Annotated in this window: 24 protein-coding genes; 10 read left to right on the forward strand and 14 right to left on the reverse strand. The window is 37.3% G+C overall.

The features are described from left to right. Positions 1-72: 72 nt before the first annotated feature. The 5 genes from NSQ77_RS03205 to NSQ77_RS03225 form a co-directional block, all read right to left on the reverse strand. Positions 73-273, reverse strand: coding sequence for a hypothetical protein (locus NSQ77_RS03205; RefSeq protein ID WP_339228786.1), 201 nt, complete (start codon positions 271-273; stop codon positions 73-75). Positions 274-704: 431 nt separating this feature from the next. After that, a complete protein-coding gene (gene fabF / locus NSQ77_RS03210) occupies positions 705-1,943 on the reverse strand; it encodes a beta-ketoacyl-ACP synthase II (protein WP_339228787.1) in 1,239 nt (412 codons plus the stop codon). 31 nt (positions 1,944-1,974) lie between these two features. After that, entirely contained in the window at positions 1,975-2,913 is a 939-nt protein-coding gene (locus NSQ77_RS03215; RefSeq protein ID WP_339228788.1) for a beta-ketoacyl-ACP synthase III, read from the reverse strand. A 123-nt stretch (positions 2,914-3,036) separates the two neighbouring features. Continuing rightward, positions 3,037-3,984, reverse strand: a complete 948-nt coding sequence (locus tag NSQ77_RS03220; RefSeq protein WP_339228789.1) for a BMP family ABC transporter substrate-binding protein — start codon at positions 3,982-3,984, stop codon at positions 3,037-3,039. 96 nt (positions 3,985-4,080) lie between these two features. Then, positions 4,081-4,698 carry a hypothetical protein gene (locus NSQ77_RS03225; protein ID WP_339228790.1) on the reverse strand — a complete coding sequence of 206 codons (618 nt, stop codon included), beginning with the start codon at positions 4,696-4,698 and terminating at the stop codon, positions 4,081-4,083. Positions 4,699-4,922: 224 nt separating this feature from the next. Here NSQ77_RS03225 and NSQ77_RS03230 point away from each other — a divergent pair, with 224 nt between their 5' ends. After that, positions 4,923-5,099 carry a DUF2929 family protein gene (locus NSQ77_RS03230; protein WP_339228791.1) on the forward strand — a complete coding sequence of 59 codons (177 nt, stop codon included), beginning with the start codon at positions 4,923-4,925 and terminating at the stop codon, positions 5,097-5,099. Between the two features lie 49 nt (positions 5,100-5,148). Here the strand turns inward: NSQ77_RS03230 and NSQ77_RS03235 are convergent, their stop codons facing one another. Further along, a complete protein-coding gene (locus NSQ77_RS03235; protein ID WP_339228792.1) occupies positions 5,149-5,469 on the reverse strand; it encodes a hypothetical protein in 321 nt (106 codons plus the stop codon). Positions 5,470-5,573: 104 nt separating this feature from the next. Here NSQ77_RS03235 and NSQ77_RS03240 point away from each other — a divergent pair, with 104 nt between their 5' ends. Continuing rightward, positions 5,574-6,386, forward strand: a complete 813-nt coding sequence (locus tag NSQ77_RS03240; RefSeq protein WP_339230927.1) for an undecaprenyl-diphosphate phosphatase — start codon at positions 5,574-5,576, stop codon at positions 6,384-6,386. A 51-nt stretch (positions 6,387-6,437) separates the two neighbouring features. On the opposite strand, the gene NSQ77_RS03245 is transcribed toward NSQ77_RS03240, so the two are convergent. Further along, the gene (locus NSQ77_RS03245) at positions 6,438-6,749 is read right to left on the reverse strand and encodes a metal-sulfur cluster assembly factor (protein ID WP_339228793.1); all 312 of its coding nucleotides are present in this window, start codon (positions 6,747-6,749) and stop codon (positions 6,438-6,440) included. 94 nt (positions 6,750-6,843) lie between these two features. Beyond that, entirely contained in the window at positions 6,844-7,605 is a 762-nt protein-coding gene (gene yjfP, locus NSQ77_RS03250) for an esterase (protein ID WP_339230928.1), read from the reverse strand. Between the two features lie 139 nt (positions 7,606-7,744). Between yjfP and NSQ77_RS03255 the strand changes: the two genes are divergently transcribed. The 4 genes from NSQ77_RS03255 (at position 7,745) to NSQ77_RS03270 (ending at position 9,529) form a co-directional block, all read left to right on the forward strand. Further along, positions 7,745-8,581, forward strand: coding sequence for a Cof-type HAD-IIB family hydrolase (locus tag NSQ77_RS03255; RefSeq protein WP_339228794.1), 837 nt, complete (start codon positions 7,745-7,747; stop codon positions 8,579-8,581). Between the two features lie 136 nt (positions 8,582-8,717). Beyond that, on the forward strand, positions 8,718-8,867 hold the full coding sequence (locus NSQ77_RS03260) for a hypothetical protein (RefSeq protein WP_339228795.1): 150 nt from the start codon (positions 8,718-8,720) through the stop codon (positions 8,865-8,867). Further along, on the forward strand, positions 8,868-9,062 hold the full coding sequence (locus NSQ77_RS03265) for a DUF3813 family protein (protein ID WP_339228796.1): 195 nt from the start codon (positions 8,868-8,870) through the stop codon (positions 9,060-9,062). Positions 9,063-9,265: 203 nt separating this feature from the next. Then, positions 9,266-9,529, forward strand: a complete 264-nt coding sequence (locus NSQ77_RS03270) for a NifU N-terminal domain-containing protein (RefSeq protein WP_339228797.1) — start codon at positions 9,266-9,268, stop codon at positions 9,527-9,529. A 67-nt stretch (positions 9,530-9,596) separates the two neighbouring features. On the opposite strand, the gene NSQ77_RS03275 is transcribed toward NSQ77_RS03270, so the two are convergent. Beyond that, complete coding sequence (locus tag NSQ77_RS03275) at positions 9,597-9,983, reverse strand: hypothetical protein (RefSeq protein ID WP_339228798.1); 387 nt, start codon at positions 9,981-9,983, stop codon at positions 9,597-9,599. Between the two features lie 14 nt (positions 9,984-9,997). After that, positions 9,998-10,840: a YitT family protein gene (locus tag NSQ77_RS03280; RefSeq protein ID WP_339228799.1), complete on the reverse strand. Its 843-nt coding sequence runs from the start codon at positions 10,838-10,840 to the stop codon at positions 9,998-10,000. Between the two features lie 167 nt (positions 10,841-11,007). Here NSQ77_RS03280 and NSQ77_RS03285 point away from each other — a divergent pair, with 167 nt between their 5' ends. The 3 genes from NSQ77_RS03285 to NSQ77_RS03295 all read left to right on the forward strand — a co-directional run bounded on the left by NSQ77_RS03285 (position 11,008) and on the right by NSQ77_RS03295 (position 13,474). Further along, positions 11,008-11,874, forward strand: a complete 867-nt coding sequence (locus tag NSQ77_RS03285; protein ID WP_339228800.1) for a DegV family protein — start codon at positions 11,008-11,010, stop codon at positions 11,872-11,874. A 412-nt stretch (positions 11,875-12,286) separates the two neighbouring features. Further along, the gene (gene yppF / locus NSQ77_RS03290; protein ID WP_339228801.1) at positions 12,287-12,484 is read left to right on the forward strand and encodes a YppF family protein; all 198 of its coding nucleotides are present in this window, start codon (positions 12,287-12,289) and stop codon (positions 12,482-12,484) included. Positions 12,485-12,601: 117 nt separating this feature from the next. Further along, positions 12,602-13,474, forward strand: coding sequence for an SDR family oxidoreductase (locus tag NSQ77_RS03295; protein ID WP_339228802.1), 873 nt, complete (start codon positions 12,602-12,604; stop codon positions 13,472-13,474). Positions 13,475-13,592: 118 nt separating this feature from the next. On the opposite strand, the gene NSQ77_RS03300 is transcribed toward NSQ77_RS03295, so the two are convergent. Then, positions 13,593-15,086: an alpha-amylase family glycosyl hydrolase gene (locus NSQ77_RS03300; protein ID WP_339228803.1), complete on the reverse strand. Its 1,494-nt coding sequence runs from the start codon at positions 15,084-15,086 to the stop codon at positions 13,593-13,595. 168 nt (positions 15,087-15,254) lie between these two features. After that, on the reverse strand, positions 15,255-15,629 hold the full coding sequence (locus NSQ77_RS03305; RefSeq protein WP_339228804.1) for a YisL family protein: 375 nt from the start codon (positions 15,627-15,629) through the stop codon (positions 15,255-15,257). A 217-nt stretch (positions 15,630-15,846) separates the two neighbouring features. Here NSQ77_RS03305 and NSQ77_RS03310 point away from each other — a divergent pair, with 217 nt between their 5' ends. After that, positions 15,847-17,037: an ornithine--oxo-acid transaminase gene (locus NSQ77_RS03310; protein WP_339228805.1), complete on the forward strand. Its 1,191-nt coding sequence runs from the start codon at positions 15,847-15,849 to the stop codon at positions 17,035-17,037. Between the two features lie 79 nt (positions 17,038-17,116). Here the strand turns inward: NSQ77_RS03310 and NSQ77_RS03315 are convergent, their stop codons facing one another. Both NSQ77_RS03315 and NSQ77_RS03320 read right to left on the reverse strand, forming a co-directional pair. Beyond that, the gene (locus NSQ77_RS03315) at positions 17,117-17,629 is read right to left on the reverse strand and encodes a GDYXXLXY domain-containing protein (RefSeq protein ID WP_339228806.1); all 513 of its coding nucleotides are present in this window, start codon (positions 17,627-17,629) and stop codon (positions 17,117-17,119) included. A 2-nt stretch (positions 17,630-17,631) separates the two neighbouring features. Beyond that, complete coding sequence (locus NSQ77_RS03320; RefSeq protein WP_339228807.1) at positions 17,632-18,834, reverse strand: DUF2157 domain-containing protein; 1,203 nt, start codon at positions 18,832-18,834, stop codon at positions 17,632-17,634. Position 18,835: the final 1 nt, after the last annotated feature.

Here is an 18,835-nt window from a genome sequence, read left to right on the forward strand (position 1 = left end):
CACTTTTCATATTCCGATTTAGAATACATTATGACCATCACGGAGAAAAATATTCGAGAAGTTCCATTAAAATTAATTTGGATAACGATAAAGCACATATGCCATGATTGCAAGTCCGATTAATAGAAAGTAGCATTCAATCCTTCCACTAATAAAGATAAAATAGTCTGCCCATGATAAGCCAGCTGGCAAGAAGTTCATATATGCAATAATGGTAACGCCACCAGTAACAGCTAGTCCAAAACCAATGAGAAAAATAAAAATATACCCCATCATACCCCACCTAAGCTTGTCCGTTTTTATTAATACATCCTATGCTTGTACAAACAAGAGCATGTCACTTTGTACAAGATTATTCGCTTACGCAGGAATCGCTGATCTGAATAACACTCTTTTCAGATTGAGCCCTTTCTATCTATCATTTTCCCATCCCCTTTATTACTATATAAGATATAGGCTTTTATCCTTGAAAAACACTATAAAAAAACACAGACATCTGTCTGCGTTAAGTAGTTTATTAACGGGTAGAATGGAAATGTCCTAACCTTACTTCCATACTGGGAACAAAGTTTCCGAATGAACTTCCTAACATCGCTACTCTCTTACCAATTATTTCACCTCTTTAAAAATAAAGAAATTGAACGCTTCTCATTTACAGGAAAAGCTGACTAGCGTTTCAAACCGCTGCCAGCTTTTTACTGCTATTATTTATATTTTTTAAATACAAGTGCGACATTGTGGCCGCCGAAGCCAAGTGAGTTACTTACTACAATATCTACATTTTGTTGTCTTGCTTCATTCGGAACATAATCTAAATCACAGTCTGGATCTGGTGTTTCATAATTGATGGTTGCAGGAACAACACTATCTTTAATCGATTTGATAGAAATAACTGCTTCTACTCCGCCTGCAGCTCCAAGCAGATGTCCTGTCATGGATTTCGTGGACGAAATTGCAAGCTTGCTAGCATGATCACCGAAAACAGATTTAATTGCAGCCGTTTCATATTTATCATTTAAATTCGTGCTTGTCCCGTGGGCATTAAGATAATCAACTTCTTCTGGAGCAATTCCAGCATCCTTAAGTGCAAGTTCCATCGCACGTGCTGCACCTTCCCCATTTTCTGCTGGAGCGGTAATATGATACGCATCACCTGTAGCTCCATAGCCTACAATCTCTCCATAAATTTCTGCACCACGTTCAAGTGCCGTTTCCAATGATTCGAGTATTAGGATTCCGGCTCCTTCACCCATGACAAAACCATCACGATTTTGATCAAATGGACGGCTAGCTGTACGTGGATCTTCATTCGTAGACAAAGCTTTCGCTGAAGAGAACCCTGCAAAGGCCATATCGGAAATCGGTGCCTCTGTTCCTCCAGCAATAATGTAGTCAACATCACCACGTTCAATAGCTTTGAAAGCATCTCCAATTGAATTAGCACCTGATGCGCATGCTGTAACAGAGCAAGAGTTAATGCCTTTGGCACCTAACTGAATAGATACCTGACCTGCCGCCATATCCGGAATCATCATAGGAACAAAAAATGGACTAACCCTTTTCGGTCCTTTTTCCAATAGCTTTGTATGCTGCTCTTCCCATGTTTTCATACCACCGATTCCTGATCCAATCCATACTCCTACTCGGTGTGCATTGCTGTCATCAATCGTAAGCTTTGCATCCTCTACAGCCATTTTTGCAGCAGCAACTGCATACTGTGTAAATGGATCCATCTTACGCATATCTTTTTTATCCATATACTCTGTTGGATCGAAATCCTTTACTTCCGCAGCAACCTTGGCAGGATAATTATCCTTGTTGACTTTTGTTACAAAGTCAATTCCTGATTTGCCTGCAAGAATATTTTCCCACATTGTTTCCACGTTATTTCCTAGAGGTGTTACTGCTCCTAGTCCAGTAACGACTACCCTGTTTTTTTTCATGACCTTTTCCACCTTTCACTAAATTAACGGCTTATCTGCCCCAGCGCATTGCAACGGCACCCCAGGTTAGCCCGCCACCAAAGCCAACTAATACAATTAAATCATTATCCTTTATTTTACCTTCTTTTACCGATTCTGATAAAGCCATAGGTATTGATGCAGCAGAATTATTTCCATACTTTCGAATCGTCTGGGCCATTTTATCGGATGAAATTCCTAAACGCTCACGCGCAGCATCCATAATCCGAATATTCGCCTGATGCGGCACTAAATAATCAACATCCTCTTTACTATAACCTAATTGATTAATTACGTTAACTGTAGACTCCGGCATTTGTCTTACTGCAAATTTAAATACTTCACGCCCGTTCATAACGAGTTGATCATTTTCATTCTGATATAAATCTTTACCGCCAGATCCATTAGCTCCTAATTCAAAGGATAATATTCCTTTTCCTTCAGTTACTTCACCGACAACCGCTGCTCCAGCTCCATCTCCAAGCAATACACAGGTAGAACGGTCTTCCCAATTAATTATTTTAGATAGTTTATCTGCGCCAATAACGAGTACATTTTTGTAAGCTTTTGTTTCGATAAATTGTTTAGCTGTAATCAAACCATACATAAACCCAGCACATGCAGCGCCAATATCCATTGCTGCGGCCTTTGTAGCTCCAAGGCGTTCTTGCACCATGCATGCTACAGAAGGAAATGGGGTATCTGCTGTTACGGTTGCAACTAATATTAAATCAATTTCACTTGCATCCATTTTAGCTTCTTCAAGTGCCCCAAGTGCTGCGTAATAGGACATATCCGATGTGTTTATATCGTCTTCAGCTAGCCTTCTTTCTTCAATCCCAGTTCGGGTGCGGATCCATTCATCATTTGTGTCAACTATTTTTTCCAAATCTTTATTTGTAACAACTCTCGTTGGAAGATAATGTCCTGTCCCCAATATACCTACGTTCATACTGACAGCTCCCTTATATATTCATTAATGATGTTGCGTTTTAATATCAATTATTATGACTTGGTACTAATTTTAATGTAAAATCGTTCATTTAGCAAGAAAAAACGGAATTTCACCGTTTATTCACTGCTCATTAGGAAGCAGGCCTGTCTCTTTATATTCTTTGATGAGATCATTTATTTCTACCTGAAACGTCTCTGGAATTGCATCATTGAATTCTCCTAATGTAATAAACTCATCTTGAAAATCAAAAGTTAGTAACTCCCCCGCCAGCTTACCTTCATTAAATTGCTCGGCCGTTATTTCATAGAGCTCGTCTACATGCTGGATTGTACTTGTCAACACTGTGTCAGGAGCAATAGAAAGCTGATCTGTAATATAACCAATTGCATAATTTTGATCTGCAGCGGCTTTTCGGATTATTTCATCACTATAAGAATCTCCAATCGGATACACTATATCCACACCATTTTGCTGCATCGTTTTATAAATGCCTGTTGCAATATCAATATTTGTCCAGCTATTTGTATAATTAATTCGTATATGGGCATCTGGGTTTTGATATTTTACGCCCTCATAAAACCCCTCCGCTTCAGATTGCCACGAAAAAGCAGCAATGACACCTATTTCATTTGTGGCTGTCATCTTACCAGCTACCATTCCAGCAAAAAATCCCATCGCATGCGAGTTAAAGTTTAAGCTCGTAACATTTTCACTGGTCTCACCACCATTAACATAAACAAAATGAACATCCGGGTATAGCTCTGCAATATCAATAAAATAATCACCATATATGTTGCTATGGCCAAATATTAAGTTCACTCCATCTTGGACTAGTTCATCAACAGCTTCATTAATCTCCTCTTCTGATGTTATATTTTCCTTGTAATATACTTGGACATCAAAACGTTCTTCGATTAGCAAAAGACCATTATAGCCTTTCTTACTCCATGCATTTTCATCAATGGCAGTATCAACCAGCAACCCAACATTTTGAATCTCACCTGTATCAAAATACGAGCAGCCAGAGAGAATGAATATGAATAATAGTAAGATTATATTTTGCTTCAAGGCTTTGACCCTCCGTTCTGCCACATTTATGAAAGTTCTCAACATCATACCTGCTATATTTTCTTAGGTAAATCATCCCTATGTTATCCATATATATCAAATCATAAAATTTCTTTTAGAACGGTAGTGTTCAATTACCGCTTTCACTCTTTTATGTTTAGGTATATTCTCACGGATGAAGACGTTTTTTTCAAGTTTAGAATCATCTGATTTTCCTTTATCATGATGATTAACATATAAGACCCTCGGCAAATCTGAAATTTGCAGCCACTGGAGCAGTGCTTTTGAAAAATCACCTATATAAAGTGCATTTTTCTTAAATGCTTCTGATGCAAAAGGTATGAACTTACCTTGGTCAAATATCCCTTCTTCTTTCATCGGCATCCACTCTCCAAAAAGAATTGGAGTGTAAATAGCAGTGCATCTCTTATGCCCTTCCAAATAATCGGCGTTTTTAGCAGGATTAATTACAATTAATTGTTCAAAATCATGCAATATGTCACTTGCAAGATCTCTGACAAAGATACCTGTATTAAACTTTTTTTGAACGTCTCCTGAAATCATGGAAAATGAGCTATTCCGTATAAAAAACATGCTTAAATCCTCTTCATTATCAGAAGCTTCCAAAGCATTAACATGATAACCATTTTCTAAAAGCATATCAGCAATATGATAGGTTATCCATTCATTACAATCCATTACAAAAATAGACATTCGTAAACACCTTCCCTTATCAAGGATTCTTGTGTTGCATTTAAATATTATAATTTCATGACAAGCCTTTTCATTTTCATTCGTATTTGATAAACTATATGAGGGTATTAAGATGAATATCGTACGATTTATAAAATGATTTTCAAAACAATATGAAACTGGGTTGTTTCAAAAGATTCACCTGATTATAACCTTTTATAGAATAAAAAAATGAGGTGGGAGCTATGCGTTACATAATGACAATTGTTTGGGCCATATTGATTGGCGCTGCTGTATCCTATGTATTAACCAGCATGGGCGGAGAACCTTTCGTCCTATCAGATGCGTTAATTCTTTCAGCTGTTTTTGCAGTGGCTGCTTTCATTTTAAGTGATGGCGTGCTTCGAGAAGAAAGTAATTAAAAGCAGAAATAACCCTTGCCTTAAGCAATGATGGCAAGGGTTTTCCGTTTTAATACCAGGGAAGGATACTTATGGCTGCGAGTGCTGCTAGTGGCAAAATTAATCGTTGAAATCTACGAGGCGGCCGACCAAACCCGTAACCGAATCCTGGATAGCCGAAACCGGGATAACCAAAACCAAATTGTCTATTATCTTCATGCTCTTGGTAAGCTTGTTGATTCGGATCTACTGGAACAGCAAAATATACATATTCATCATCCAAACCGGTTATAATTCCATCAAAACTTGAGCCATCGGTAGTTTGTGCAAATACATACGAATGCATATGGCTTTTACATAAATCATACATATGTTTAGTATTACTTTTCATTTTCGTAACCTCCTTCTCACCAACAGCCTATTCATTGGCCCAGTATATGGTGACTTGTTTGCAGGTGAAAATGAACGGCAAAAGGAGAGAGAACAATGGACTTTGTGTCAGAATTGTGGACAATCATTCAGTATTTTATTTTAGGACTCGTACAAGGTGTTACGGAACCAATTCCAATTTCATCAAGTGGACATCTAATTATTTTCAGGGAACTCTTTGGAATTGAAGCAAGGGGTTTATCCTTCGAGATATTCGTGAACTTCGCTTCACTTTTAGCAGTTTTTATTATTTACTGGAACGATATTATTCGTTTAATTAAAAATGGCTTTACTTACTTAATAAAACAGGATCCAGAAGCTAAAAGCGACTTTCAATTTATTATTTATCTTATTGTCGCTACAATCCCAGTTGGTATAATTGGTGTATTTTTCGGTGATGCAATTGGAGATGCATTAAGCGGAACAAATGTAGTGGGAGTTACCCTGCTCATTACTGCAGTTGCTATATGGATGATTCGTAATTTAAGAGGAAGAAAAAATGACCGTGACTTATCAATGAGAGATGCATTGATTGTCGGACTTACACAAGCAGTTGCGGTGACACCAGGGATTAGTCGTTCAGGTTCAACAATTGTTGCATCGATGCTAGTTGGGATGAGGCAGGAAACAGCACTTCGCTTTTCATTCCTGTTATATATCCCTGTCAGCCTTGGGACAACCATTCTGGAGGTACCTGAATTAGTGAGCAGCCCCGAATTTCAATCTATGCTCATTCCGAATATCATTGCCTTTATTACAGCGTTTATTGCAACTTACTTTGCTTTAAAATGGTTTATGAATATCATGGCAAAAGGCAATTTAAAATATTTCTCCTATTACTGTGTTGTCGTCGGATTATTGGTTATATTCTTTTTATAAAACTAAAAGCAGCTCACTTCAAGAATGGGCTGCTTTCCTTATTATTTAAGATCAATCCGGAATTCCAAGGGCAATTTTAGCATAACGTGACATTTTATCTTTGCCCCATGGCGGATCCCATACGACATTTACTCTTATTTCTTTCGCTTCTGGAATATCTGCAAGTGCATGCTTAATATCTGTTTCAATATGCGCAGCCAGCGGACATCCCATGGACGTTAAGGTCATCGTAACGTTACAAACCCCATCTTCATCTAAGTCAACATCATATATTAATCCTAAATTAACAATGTCAATGCCTAACTCAGGGTCGATTACATTCTCCAATGCGCCAAGTAAATTCTCTTTTAACGCTTCATCCATATGTTTTACCTCCAATCCTTCATCTATATCTATTTAAACATAAATTCAGCTTTTATTAAATGATTTTAGCCTAATCCTCCAGTCACAAAAGTGATTATAAGTGTTTTTCAAACCACTTTACTGTTTCCAGTATAGCTGAACGACTTACTTTATGATTTTGATTTGGCTCTTTAATAAATTTTATGTTGTTTTTATTTTGGTACACCGCATAGACCTCATCATAAAATGTGTATGAATGGTCAAATGGAACAACAGAATCAATTTCACCATGCCAAAATAATAATGGCCGGTCATTTAATTTCTCTGGCTGCTTCGATAAATCATATTTTTTCAGCTGTTCATAAAGGTTCTCAATCATTTCTTCTGTTACCGGCAAATTGCCCACTTTTTTAAAGCTCTCTACTAATGTCTTTGCATAAGTGGTAATTTTGGGAGACCCCATTAAAATAGCGGCCGCTTTAATCCATGGATACTGGGTTAATGCTGCAGATGTTGTAATTCCTCCCATGCTTGTCCCAGCTACTCCAAAACGTCCGTCCAAAATTAAGTCTTTTTCTTCAAAGTATTTTTTAATTACAGCTAATTCCTTTACATTTTGCATAACGATGTCCCAAAAAGAAACTTGCCTTTTCAATTTAGGGATATCCGGTTCTCTTTCCCCATGGTACATACTATCAGGCAATACTACTCTAAACCCTTTTTCAGCCAGTAAATATGCTAATGAAAGATTATGCTCTTTGGCACTTGTAAATCCATGAAAATAGGCAATAATCGGCAATGCCTCATTTTTCTTTTCTGCATCAACAACTACTAAGCTTGGTATTGTTTGAATTGTTTCTGTATAAATTCCAATCATGTATGTCATTCCGCTCCTTCTCTGTATACTATGTTCTATTTTAAGGGTAAGCTTGAGCTTGTTGCAAATAATGTAAAGGAAAAATTACTTTACATATTTCGCTTTCCTCTATACACTAGTCACATACGAGGTGAATTTTATGGAAAATAAAAAACATTTAATTGCGTTGGATTTGGATGGTACACTCCTGACGAATAAACAAGAGATTAGTGCTCGAACGAAGCAAACGATTCAGACTGCCATGGAGGATGGGCATCTCGTTGTGATTTCTACTGGTAGACCACATCGTGCAAGTGTTCATTATTATAATGAACTTGGTTTAAATTCCCCCATGGTGAATTTCAATGGTGCATTGATTCACCATCCTCAAGATCGCACATGGGACTATGCCATGCATACACCTATGCCGCTCAAAACCGCACATACAATAATTGATGCCTGCTATGATCTGGAGGTTAATAACATACTGGCTGAAGTAATGGATGATGTTTATCTTGATAATTACAGCCAGGAAATCATCGATATTTTCCATCAAACACAAAAGGATCGACCTTATATTATTGGAAGCATCAAGGATAAATTAAAAGAGAATCCAACTTCTGTTCTAATTTACCCGAAAAAAGACCATATTGAGTCATTGCGCAATCATCTAGATGATTATCATGCTGAAATTATTGAGCACCGTCGATGGGGAGCACCTTGGAACATCATTGAAATCATTAAAAAAGGAATAAACAAAGCCGTTGGATTGCAAAAAATTGCTGATTATTACGGTATACCGAAAGAACGAATTATAGCGTTTGGTGATGAGGATAATGATTTAGAAATGATTGACTTTGCAGGTGTCGGGGTTGCGATGGGGAATGCAATTGATGAACTGAAGTCCGTTTCCAATTATCAAACCTTAACAAATGAACAAGATGGAATTGGAGTTTTTCTGGAGGAATACCTGAAAATTAAGGTAAAGACAGTTTAAACGCCAGTAGTTACCAGCTATATAAATTGAACTATTGTCCAAACTACTTAGTGAACGTATCATACGTTCACTTTTGATTTGCTTTACTTTTAGCATCTGTTCGAGTGATTCGTTATTAACCAAGGAGGTTTTCGTCTTGGGCAAACGAAGTAAATCGAAGCGTTTCATTCATCAGGGAGCCGCTTCTGTCAAAAAACATGCAGAAATTTTCACCTATCGTTCCACGTTATCGGATGAAGAACGAAAGCATGAAGAAGCAGACAATCACAATCTAGGAGGGTTTTAGGTGCAAAACAACCTATTCCAGCAAGCTAAAGACGCAGTTTCAAACATGATGATGCAAGGTGGCAATGCTAACTCCCAAGATAAGCAAGCTGCACAAAATGCAATCCAAGCAGCTTACACCGAAGCTACACCTGAGGAACGTAATCAATTACAACAACTTGAACAGCAGTTGAAACAGCAAAATCAATTGCAGTAATGATTCTTTAAGCAATCTCTAATTCATCTAATGATGATGCTGGTTTGCTGAAAAAAATCTCCTCGTCCATCGGGGGGATTTTTTTATTTATGCTGTATCCACATTTTAACTGTTGAAATTCATCTGGGTCATAAGTATCTTTCTTTTTTTTTATACGTATTTCTGCTACTATATAGACAAGTATGTTTAGGAGGGATTTTATTATGGGAGTTCGCATAGAAGCTACACCTAACCCCAATGCGATGAAATTTACTACTGATAAGCTAATCTTTGAAGGTACAAATAGCGTTTCCGTTATGCCAGGCAATACAAGCGAATACGATATTTTAAATGATTTGATGAAACTTGAAGAAGTAGATAATGTATTTGGCTACCAAAATTTCATCACTGTCAATAAACAATTTGATGCTGAGTGGGATGCTGTTAATCCAAAAGTACTTGAAGTTTTTGAAAAGCACGGTTATTAAGTACATAAAGCAAGAGGTTAACCATGGTAAACTGGTTAACCTCTTGTTTTTATATTGCATACACATGTTATTCCTTTTTTATATCAACTGGAATATAGTTCGGATTTACAATTTCGCCGTCTTTATTTTTACCATATAACATCAAAATTGGTGGATCATTACTTTCAATCATAGCATTGGAAAGCTGTTCTTTAATTTCAAACTTTCCCCAATCTCCTGATTCTTGAGGGGCAGAAATTCGCCTTTCTTCAAAAATTTGCTTGTCCCCCTGCTCAATAATATAGAAGAACTCACCCTCTGCTGCAATAACCTCACCAGTTAGCACAAATTCATTCCCTTTTGATACAATATCAATATTTTGAAATACGACTGAATTAGTATTTTCCACTGCTGGATTATCATCTCCACATGCCGCCAGCAGAAAGACTATAGTTGCAAGCATAAAATATCTCATATATCATTCTCCTATCAATCACGTCTGAAAGAACCAAATACACCTGCTGTTTCCACCACATTTGTAAACGCAGTTGGGTCAACTTCATTTATTATTTTTTCCAAATCATATAACTCATAACGTGTAATGACAAGATACATTACACTTTTATCTGTTTTTGTATAAGCACCCTTTGCAGGTAAAATTGTTATACCCCTAATCATTTTCCGATGAATTGCTTCCTGCAATTCATCTGCTTTTAATGTCACTATCCATGCAGTAACTTTCTCATGGCGTGTATGAATGGCATCAATTACCCGAGTTGATACATATAATGTAACCATTGTATACAATGCATTCTCTGGTTCGTATAAGATTCCAGCAAATAAAATAATGACAGCATTCATTATTAAAAAATAATTACCAATCGGCTTATCCTTCAAGCGTGATAAAATCATTGCTACAATATCCATTCCTCCAGTAGAGGCACCGATTTTCAGTGTAATACCGACTCCAACACCACCAATAACTCCTCCAAATGCTGCATTTAATATAATATCACTGGATAGCCCGATTACAGGGATAACCTCTAAGAAAAGCGTTGAAAAAAATACAGAAATAATGCTGTAAATCGTAAACCCTTTTCCAACTTTATACCAGCCCAAAAGTAAAACCGGTATGTTAAGCAAGAAAAGCAAAATCCCTGTACTGACACCTATTCCAATAAAATCATTAAAAACACTTGATAATAGCTGTGCAGCTCCAGTAAATCCACTTGCATATACATTAGCTCCGATTAAGAAAAAGTTTAACGAAATCGCATTTAATAACGCTCCAAATATTACAACTACAATACGCTTCGCTTCCATCATAAACATAGCAGTACTTCAACCTCCTCTAAAATATAGTTCGTACACCTTATCGTTACTAACTGCCGGTGTGAAATTTGTAGATAATTCTAACTATTGCTGGATTATATTTTGACTAAAGCACTAGATAGCTATAAACTAGACATAGAAAGAAATCAGATTGTAGGTGAAAAAAAATGACAATACAAATTCTCGCTGACTCAGCAAGTGATTTATCATTGAAACATTATAACGAATTTAACATCGAAATGGTATCATTAACCGTTCATTTAGAAGAAAAAGAATATGAAGACGGAAAAACCATTGACCCAAAAAGTGTCTATAACGCAATGAGAGATGGGAAATCTCCGAAAACTTCTCAAGTCTCTCCGCAAACATTTAAATCTGTCTTCACAAGCTTTGCAAAAGCAAATAAACCTCTTGTTTACATTGCTTTCTCTTCCGCCCTATCAGGAACCTATCAAACCGCCAAAATGATGGAACAGGAAGTAAAGGAAGAGTACCCAGATGCGCCAATTTATATTATTGATACAAAATGCGCTTCAATTGGATATGGCCTTGTTGTCTTATATGCTGCAAAGCTTGCACAAAATGGTGCCTGTCTAGAAGAAATTATCGAAGCTGCAACCTACCAGGCTGAACATATGGAGCATATCTTTACGGTAGATGATTTAGAATATTTATATCGTGGTGGACGGGTCAGCAAAACTGCAGCATTTGTCGGTACATTGCTTAAAATCAAGCCATTACTCCATGTTGAGGGCGGTAAGTTAATACCACTTGAAAAAATTAGAGGCTCTAAAAAAGTACTTGGCAGAATGCTTGAACTTATGGAAGAACGCGGGACTGATTTTCAAAATCAAACAATCGGCATTAGTCATGGAGATGCCCTGGAAACTGCTGAAAAGCTCGCTTCGATGATTAGTGAAAAATTTGGTGTAAAAAGAGAAAACATTCTTATTGAAATGGTCGGTTCAGCAATTGGCTCTCATTCAGGACCTGGAACAATCGCACTATTCTTCTCAAACAAACCAACTAAATAACTTTCTCTTGCCTGCTCCTGATAAATTGGACAGGCTTTTTTTATTTACCCTAAATTGGTGAGTTTAAAATATAAAATTCAAAATAATTACTGAGGTATGTGTAAGCCTGAGTGTCCGGGATCACTTCGCGCGGATGCGCACCTTAGGGAACAGCTTCAGCTTCTCCGGAAGAAAACCTTCCTACGTGTCTTCAGACACGTGCTGTTCCCGCTGGAGTCATCACCCTACGCTCACCCGGACTGGTTAGAATACAATACTGTATTTATTTTTTAATCCATATCATTTATAGTGACCAATGATACGATAACCCATCAGCAAAGCTTTCTAAAGTAACCGGCCGAAATGAAAAAATAGTATGAATGAACTTCCTCCATCATATGAATGTATAAATAACTTATGATGGAGGTTTTCCATGATTAATGAATTATTGGACGCGTTTGAGATGGAACACAAATTTGCCCCTCAAACAATTGATAATTTATTAGACTATTGCCAGAAAAAATATATCCATGGCGAAATAGACCTTAAAACATATCGCAAATTTTATAATTGCTTACATGAAAAAGGTGCTGTTTCTGCACATGAGCTCTCAATCGAGAGTAAAATTTAAACGTATTACATTGCCTGTGCCTTCTCTCCTCGGGTCTTCCTAATCTTTTTCCATGATTGAAATTTATCGATCCCGGGTACATTGTTAATAAGCGATTTTCAAGGAGGACCTATTATTATGGATATGGAACAAAAAAACGGAACACAAACACCACCTGCACAAATACAGCATAAACAGCCAGGAATAGAAGCAAAAATGAAACCAGAGCCAGCATATATTCGAAATAATTACAAAGGCAGTGATAAATTAAAGGATAAGGTTGCCATTATTACTGGCGGAGACAGTGGTATTGGAAGATCTGCAAGTGTCCACTTTGCAAGGGAAGGTGCATCTGTCGCTATTATCTATCTGGATGAACATGAGGATGCGAATGATACAAAAAGACTGGTTGAAAATGAAGGTCAGAAATGCATTTTAATTAGCGGCGATATTGGAAATCAATCCTTTTGTGAGGCCGCTGTTACAGAGGTTTTAGATACATTCGGAAAAATTGATATATTAGTAAATAATGCTGCTGAACAGCACATACAAAACAGCATCATGGGTATTACGAGTGAACAGCTGGAAAAAACATTCCGCACAAATATTTTCAGTATGTTTTATTTGACAAAAGCTGTATTACCGAACCTGAAAGCAGGCAGCAGCATTATTAATACATCCTCCGTTACTGCATACAAAGGGAATGTAGATTTAATTGATTATTCGGCTACAAAGGGAGCAATTACTTCCTTTACCCGTTCACTTTCCGGATCTCTTGTAGATAAAGGCATTCGGGTAAATGGTATTGCGCCGGGACCAATTTGGACACCATTAATCCCAGCATCTTTTACAGAGGAAAAAGTAAGTAATTTCGGTGCAGATACACCAATGAAACGCCCTGGGCAGCCGCAGGAATTAGGACCAGCATATGTCTATCTGGCAAGTGAAGATGCAAGCTATATTACTGGTCAAATGATTCATATTAATGGCGGTACAATTCTGAATGGATAATTAGAGAACTTGCCATCACATAGATTTTTTTAGGTAGCGTTCTTTGCTTTCTTATTTGCCAAACAAAATAGATGAAGGCTCCGCAGAAATATCCTTCGCTTCTGGAGAGCCTTCCTTCTTATTGCATCCGTTTCTTTTGTTTTGTACTTAAGTAAATTACAGCTCCAACAAACAAAATAAATACACCGGCGACAAACCCAATAAATAACCAATTAATGCCTGCGTCTGGTTGAATTGTATACACTTCAGCACTTTCTCGTGCTAATCCAATACGATAATCTCCGTTTTCATTTTCTCTAACTAAATTATCACCAAGGTATCCTCTTAATTCCATATTAGAAGGTATGTCAGCAATATCGACATATGCTGACTCACTACCATTGTTGATTGCAATATACATCGATTCATCCTTATACGTTCGTTTAAACACACTCATCGCATCAGAGGTATCAACAATTTCGAAGTCTCCATACCTTAATACAGGAAACTCATTACGCAATGCAGAGATCCGATTATGGAATTCCTTTAAATCCGGCTCACCACTATTAAACGGTACTAAACGCTGCGATTCTTCTGCATCTGCACCATACATCGGAAGTTCACTTCCTTGAAGCACCATTGGTACACCTGGTGTTGTGTACATATAAGTTAATGCCAATGACCATGTCGTTAGCGTATTTCTTCTATTCTCTGAAAATTCCTGTGTAAATCGTTTTGAATTAAAATCATCCATATACAATAACGGTTTCTGATTTTCTGCTGTTTGCCATACTTCATAAATATTTTTCACAGCACTGTCTGGTTCAGCAAATACCTCCACCATTGCATCTTTTAAGCGCATACTGCTTACCGCATCCAGTGAAGTATCACTTATTAATTCAGCACTATTCTCATCCGTAACGAGGATATCACCAAGCAAATAAAACTCAGGATTCAATTCTTTTACGTGCTGTGTAAAGCTCTTCAGAAACGCCAAGGGCGCTTGATCAACTGCCTGAAGCTTAAAGCCATCAATTTCTGTTTCATTCATCCAGTATTCTGCAATGTCAAGTAAATAAGCTTCCACATCTGGATGCTCCAAGTTTAAACGAGCAGTGTTCTCCATCCAAGCTGGATCTGTCAATTCATTATCAATGAACCAGTCTGCTTTCTCAGGATCGTCGATGAATGGATGACTTGCTGCAGCGTAATTTGCAACAAATTCCATAACTACTTTCATACCCCGATTATGCGCTTCTTCAATCAAAGTTTGCAGGTCTTCCATTGTCCCAAAATGCTCTTCCACTTGATAAAAATCTTCAATCCAATAGCCATGGAAGCCTTTTTCACTATTTTCCATTAAAGAGGATAAAGAAATTGTTGTAACCCCGATTTCCTGTAAATCATCAAGCTTTGCAATTACGCCTTGCAAATCTCCTCCTTGATATGCTTGCTGATCGTCCAGATTTACTTGAGTGTCATTAGTCGGTGTCCCATTATTGTAACGATCTATCATGATATTATATATAATTTCGTCCTCTAGTCCCCGTTCTCCCTCTGCTGCAACATTGGGAACAAATGACGCAAACGCCATCATACTTATTGCTAAAAGCACCCCTGCTATTTTCCTCATAAACAATCCTCCATCACTTTTCAGGCTGCAAACTATCTCTTTACTTTATTATTAAGGAAGGAAAAAAATAGTCAATGCCATTGCTTCGATTGTTGAAAAGCCTTCACATTATTAGATTAAATTCATCTAAAAAGGCTGCCCAAAATGGACAGCCTTTTCCCTTCGCTATTAAAAATAAAAGCCCATTGGCAAGCGGAAGAAACCAAGTACAAGTACAATGAGAAGTGCAATCCAAAATTGTATCCAAACACTTTTTGCTGGTTTTCCTTTGCCTAATTTTACAAGAATCATTTCCATTGCGGCAATAAGCCAGATACCTGCAGCTCCTTTTGTAGCAGCTTCTGCCGGATATGGCATTTGATAGCCGCCACTGAAATAATCCAATACGAGTACAATACCTGTATACAGAATAAACAAGTAAACTAGACGTAAGATCATGTGTACGATTTTCGCTGGTTTTGCTTTACCTTGTTTTTGCATTACAATTGCAACGATGAACAAAATTAATCCTAATACCCATCCAGTAATGTGCATATGTGTCATTAATGCTACCTCCTTATATCAGCATTCAAAGTTGTCCAAAAAGTCGTTAAAATCTTCCTTTTGCACACATTCTTCAGATCTGATATACCGATTTCTATTCGTATCATATCATGGAACTAAGAATAATTCATTTATTTGCTCTAAGGTGAAGTAAATCAATTCCAAAGCTGTTATACTGAAGTTAGTGTTTAAATTTTCCAACAATGGAGGGTCAAATATGAGAAGTCAAGAAATTATCGACCAGACACAGCAATTTGGTGCGAAGAACTATCATCCCCTTCCAGTAGTCATTTCAAAAGCAGAAAATGTTTGGGTCGAGGATCCAGAAGGAAATCGTTATTTAGATATGCTTAGCGCTTATTCAGCCGTTAATCAGGGACACAGGCATCCTAAAATTATTGCAGCATTAAAAAAGCAGGCAGACAATGTCACACTAACATCCAGAGCGTTTCATAATGATCAATTAGGAACATGGTATGAAAAAATTTGCAAGCTGACAAATAAAGATATGGCACTTCCAATGAATACTGGCGCCGAAGCTGTAGAAACAGCAATCAAAGCTGCAAGGCGCTGGGCATATGATGTCAAAGGAGTAGAAAATAACAAAGCTGAAATTATCGCTTGCGAAGGCAACTTTCATGGTCGAACAATGACAGCGGTTTCTTTATCTTCTGAATTTGAATACCAACGCGGCTTCGGGCCAATGCTCCCAGGGATTAAACTAATCCCGTACGGAGATATTGATGCTCTAAAGAATGCTATTAATGAGAATACGGCTGGTTTTCTTTTCGAACCAATTCAAGGAGAAGCCGGGATTATTATTCCACCTGATGGATTTCTAAAAGAAGCTTATGACGTGTGCAAGGAAAATAATGTCCTATATATTGCAGATGAAATTCAATCGGGACTTGGTCGAAGCGGAAAACTATTTGCTTGCGACTGGGAGCATGTTTCTCCAGATATTTTAATTCTCGGAAAAGCCTTAGGTGGCGGCGTTTTCCCAATTTCCTGTATTGTTGCCAACAATGACATTCTTGGTGTATTCAATCCTGGATCACATGGTTCTACTTTTGGCGGGAACCCACTTGCCTGTGCGGTTTCGATTGCATCATTAGAGGTTTTGGAAGAAGAAAAGCTAGCTGGCCGGTCCCTTGAGATGGGCAATCACATGCTCAATGAACTTAAGAAAATTAATAATGCAATCATAAAGGAAGTCCGTGGCAAAGGATTATTTGTTGGTGTTGAGCTTGCTGAAAGTGCTCGCCCATATTGTGAGGCATTAAAGGAGAAAGGTCTATTATGTAAAGAAACACATGAGAATGTTATCCGTTTTGCCCCACCACTTGTCATTTCTAAAAAAGACTTAGATTGGGCTATAGAACGAATCAAAGATGTATTACAGCCATAAAAAACAACATAGAGAATCGCAGAAATGTCGACACATCAACATTTCTGCGATTTTTGTCAAACGAAGTATTCAAATCAAGCTATTTCAGATTTTCTATTTCAGTCACCTTTTTTTGCCCCCATGGTGCAAGTTGTACAGTGATTAATGATTGACCCCTGGCCGAACGACTAAAGTCAAAATCAGGATGAAAAGATTCAATTCCATAGGTCACATGATATTCTTTTTGCATGTCATTGTAGTATTGATATTTCCCTTGGAGAACGATCTGGTCCTGTTCAGCATCTACTTTCCGATCCGTTGCTTTTACAGCATGAAAAAACCCTTGCGCATCAGCTTCAAGCAAGACATTTATCTTCGTATTATAATCTACTTCTTCTTCAATCTTCCATGCATCCTCTGATATGAAATTAATTTCATAATTGATAGATGTCGTATGCTGATTATAGTTTCCATACGTATCCGTCATTTCCTCATGCTTACTAAGCAATTTTACCGTACGCCCATAATCATCGATAAAATAATATTGGATACCTAAAAGAAAAAGTATCACAATTTGCAGCCCAAGCAGGGTATAGAATAATAAACGCTTCATGCTCATTCTCCCCCTTTTTGATTTTCGACAATTGTACGGCGCTGTTTTTCGACTGATAAACTAATTAAAAATAATAGTATACCTCCTATTAAAAAGAAAAGAGACTTATTCATCGCATCCCATGCAAATTGAATATATACTGTGAAAACACTGACTAAAAAGGAGATCGTTCCAAGTAAAACATACTCACTATTCTCCACCTTATAGCCGATAAAGAGCCAGCCAAGTGCAAATATAAATAAAACAATTAAACTCATACTATATGAAAATGGTATAAACACGATTGGTAAGAATAAAACGAAGTCAATCAGCTGATAGCCTCGATTATCTATTATTTTTATAACTATTGCTGCCCCAAAAAGCACGAACCAAGCTGCTATAAAGCTCCATTGAAGGGTAACATCCTCCATGTAAAATTCGTTTTGGAGAATGAAAGTCTGGTACATCCCGAAAATAAAAATTGCAAGTAAGCTGATCCTTTTAAATGGCTCCCGATAGACTTGTTCTCTAAGTAAATCACCAGCAACATACAAAATTAAAAAGTAAAGAATCAACCAATAATACTGCTGGGACGCTATGAAAACAAGCGTTAATAATTGCACAACAAAGCTTATACTAAACAGATAGCTGAATAAATAATTCCGATGGTGATAGACAAAATGACCAAAACCGAGTAGTAATAGAAGCAGCAGAATCCAGCTAAAAGCTGAATTAATAGTCGCATTGTATATTTGGCCAATTGTTGTTACTGCAATCGCAGCTGAATATAATAATTTATGCTCATAGATAAAATAGACGCCAAGACCTACAACTGCCCATATGATAAACGGCCAAGCAAACGTCACTTGAATGGTATAAATATCAATAGCTAATAGCATTCCCGCCCCGAAAGCAATGTAGCCAAGCACAATAAAACTGATTGCTATTAAATCTGCACTTTTTCGGTAACGTATATCTCCTAATACATAGAGCACAGTCGTTACGCTTGCAAGGATAACAATCCTTGATAAATGCGGTTCCCGCGCCCAGTCAGACATAATAAATGTCAAAAATCCGAGTGCCATTAGTAAAATAGCAAATAGAAGGATAATTGAATTTGGACCACTTTTAGAATAGCGTTCTATAATCTTATCGTACTGCTCGTCAGAAATAATACCTTCTTCCACCCATGCCCTTGCTTCCCGTTTTAGCTTTTGCTTATTCATC

The sequence above is a fragment of the Oceanobacillus sp. FSL K6-2867 genome (genome assembly GCF_037963145.1).
In the GTDB taxonomy this organism is placed as follows: domain Bacteria; phylum Bacillota; class Bacilli; order Bacillales; family Amphibacillaceae; genus Oceanobacillus.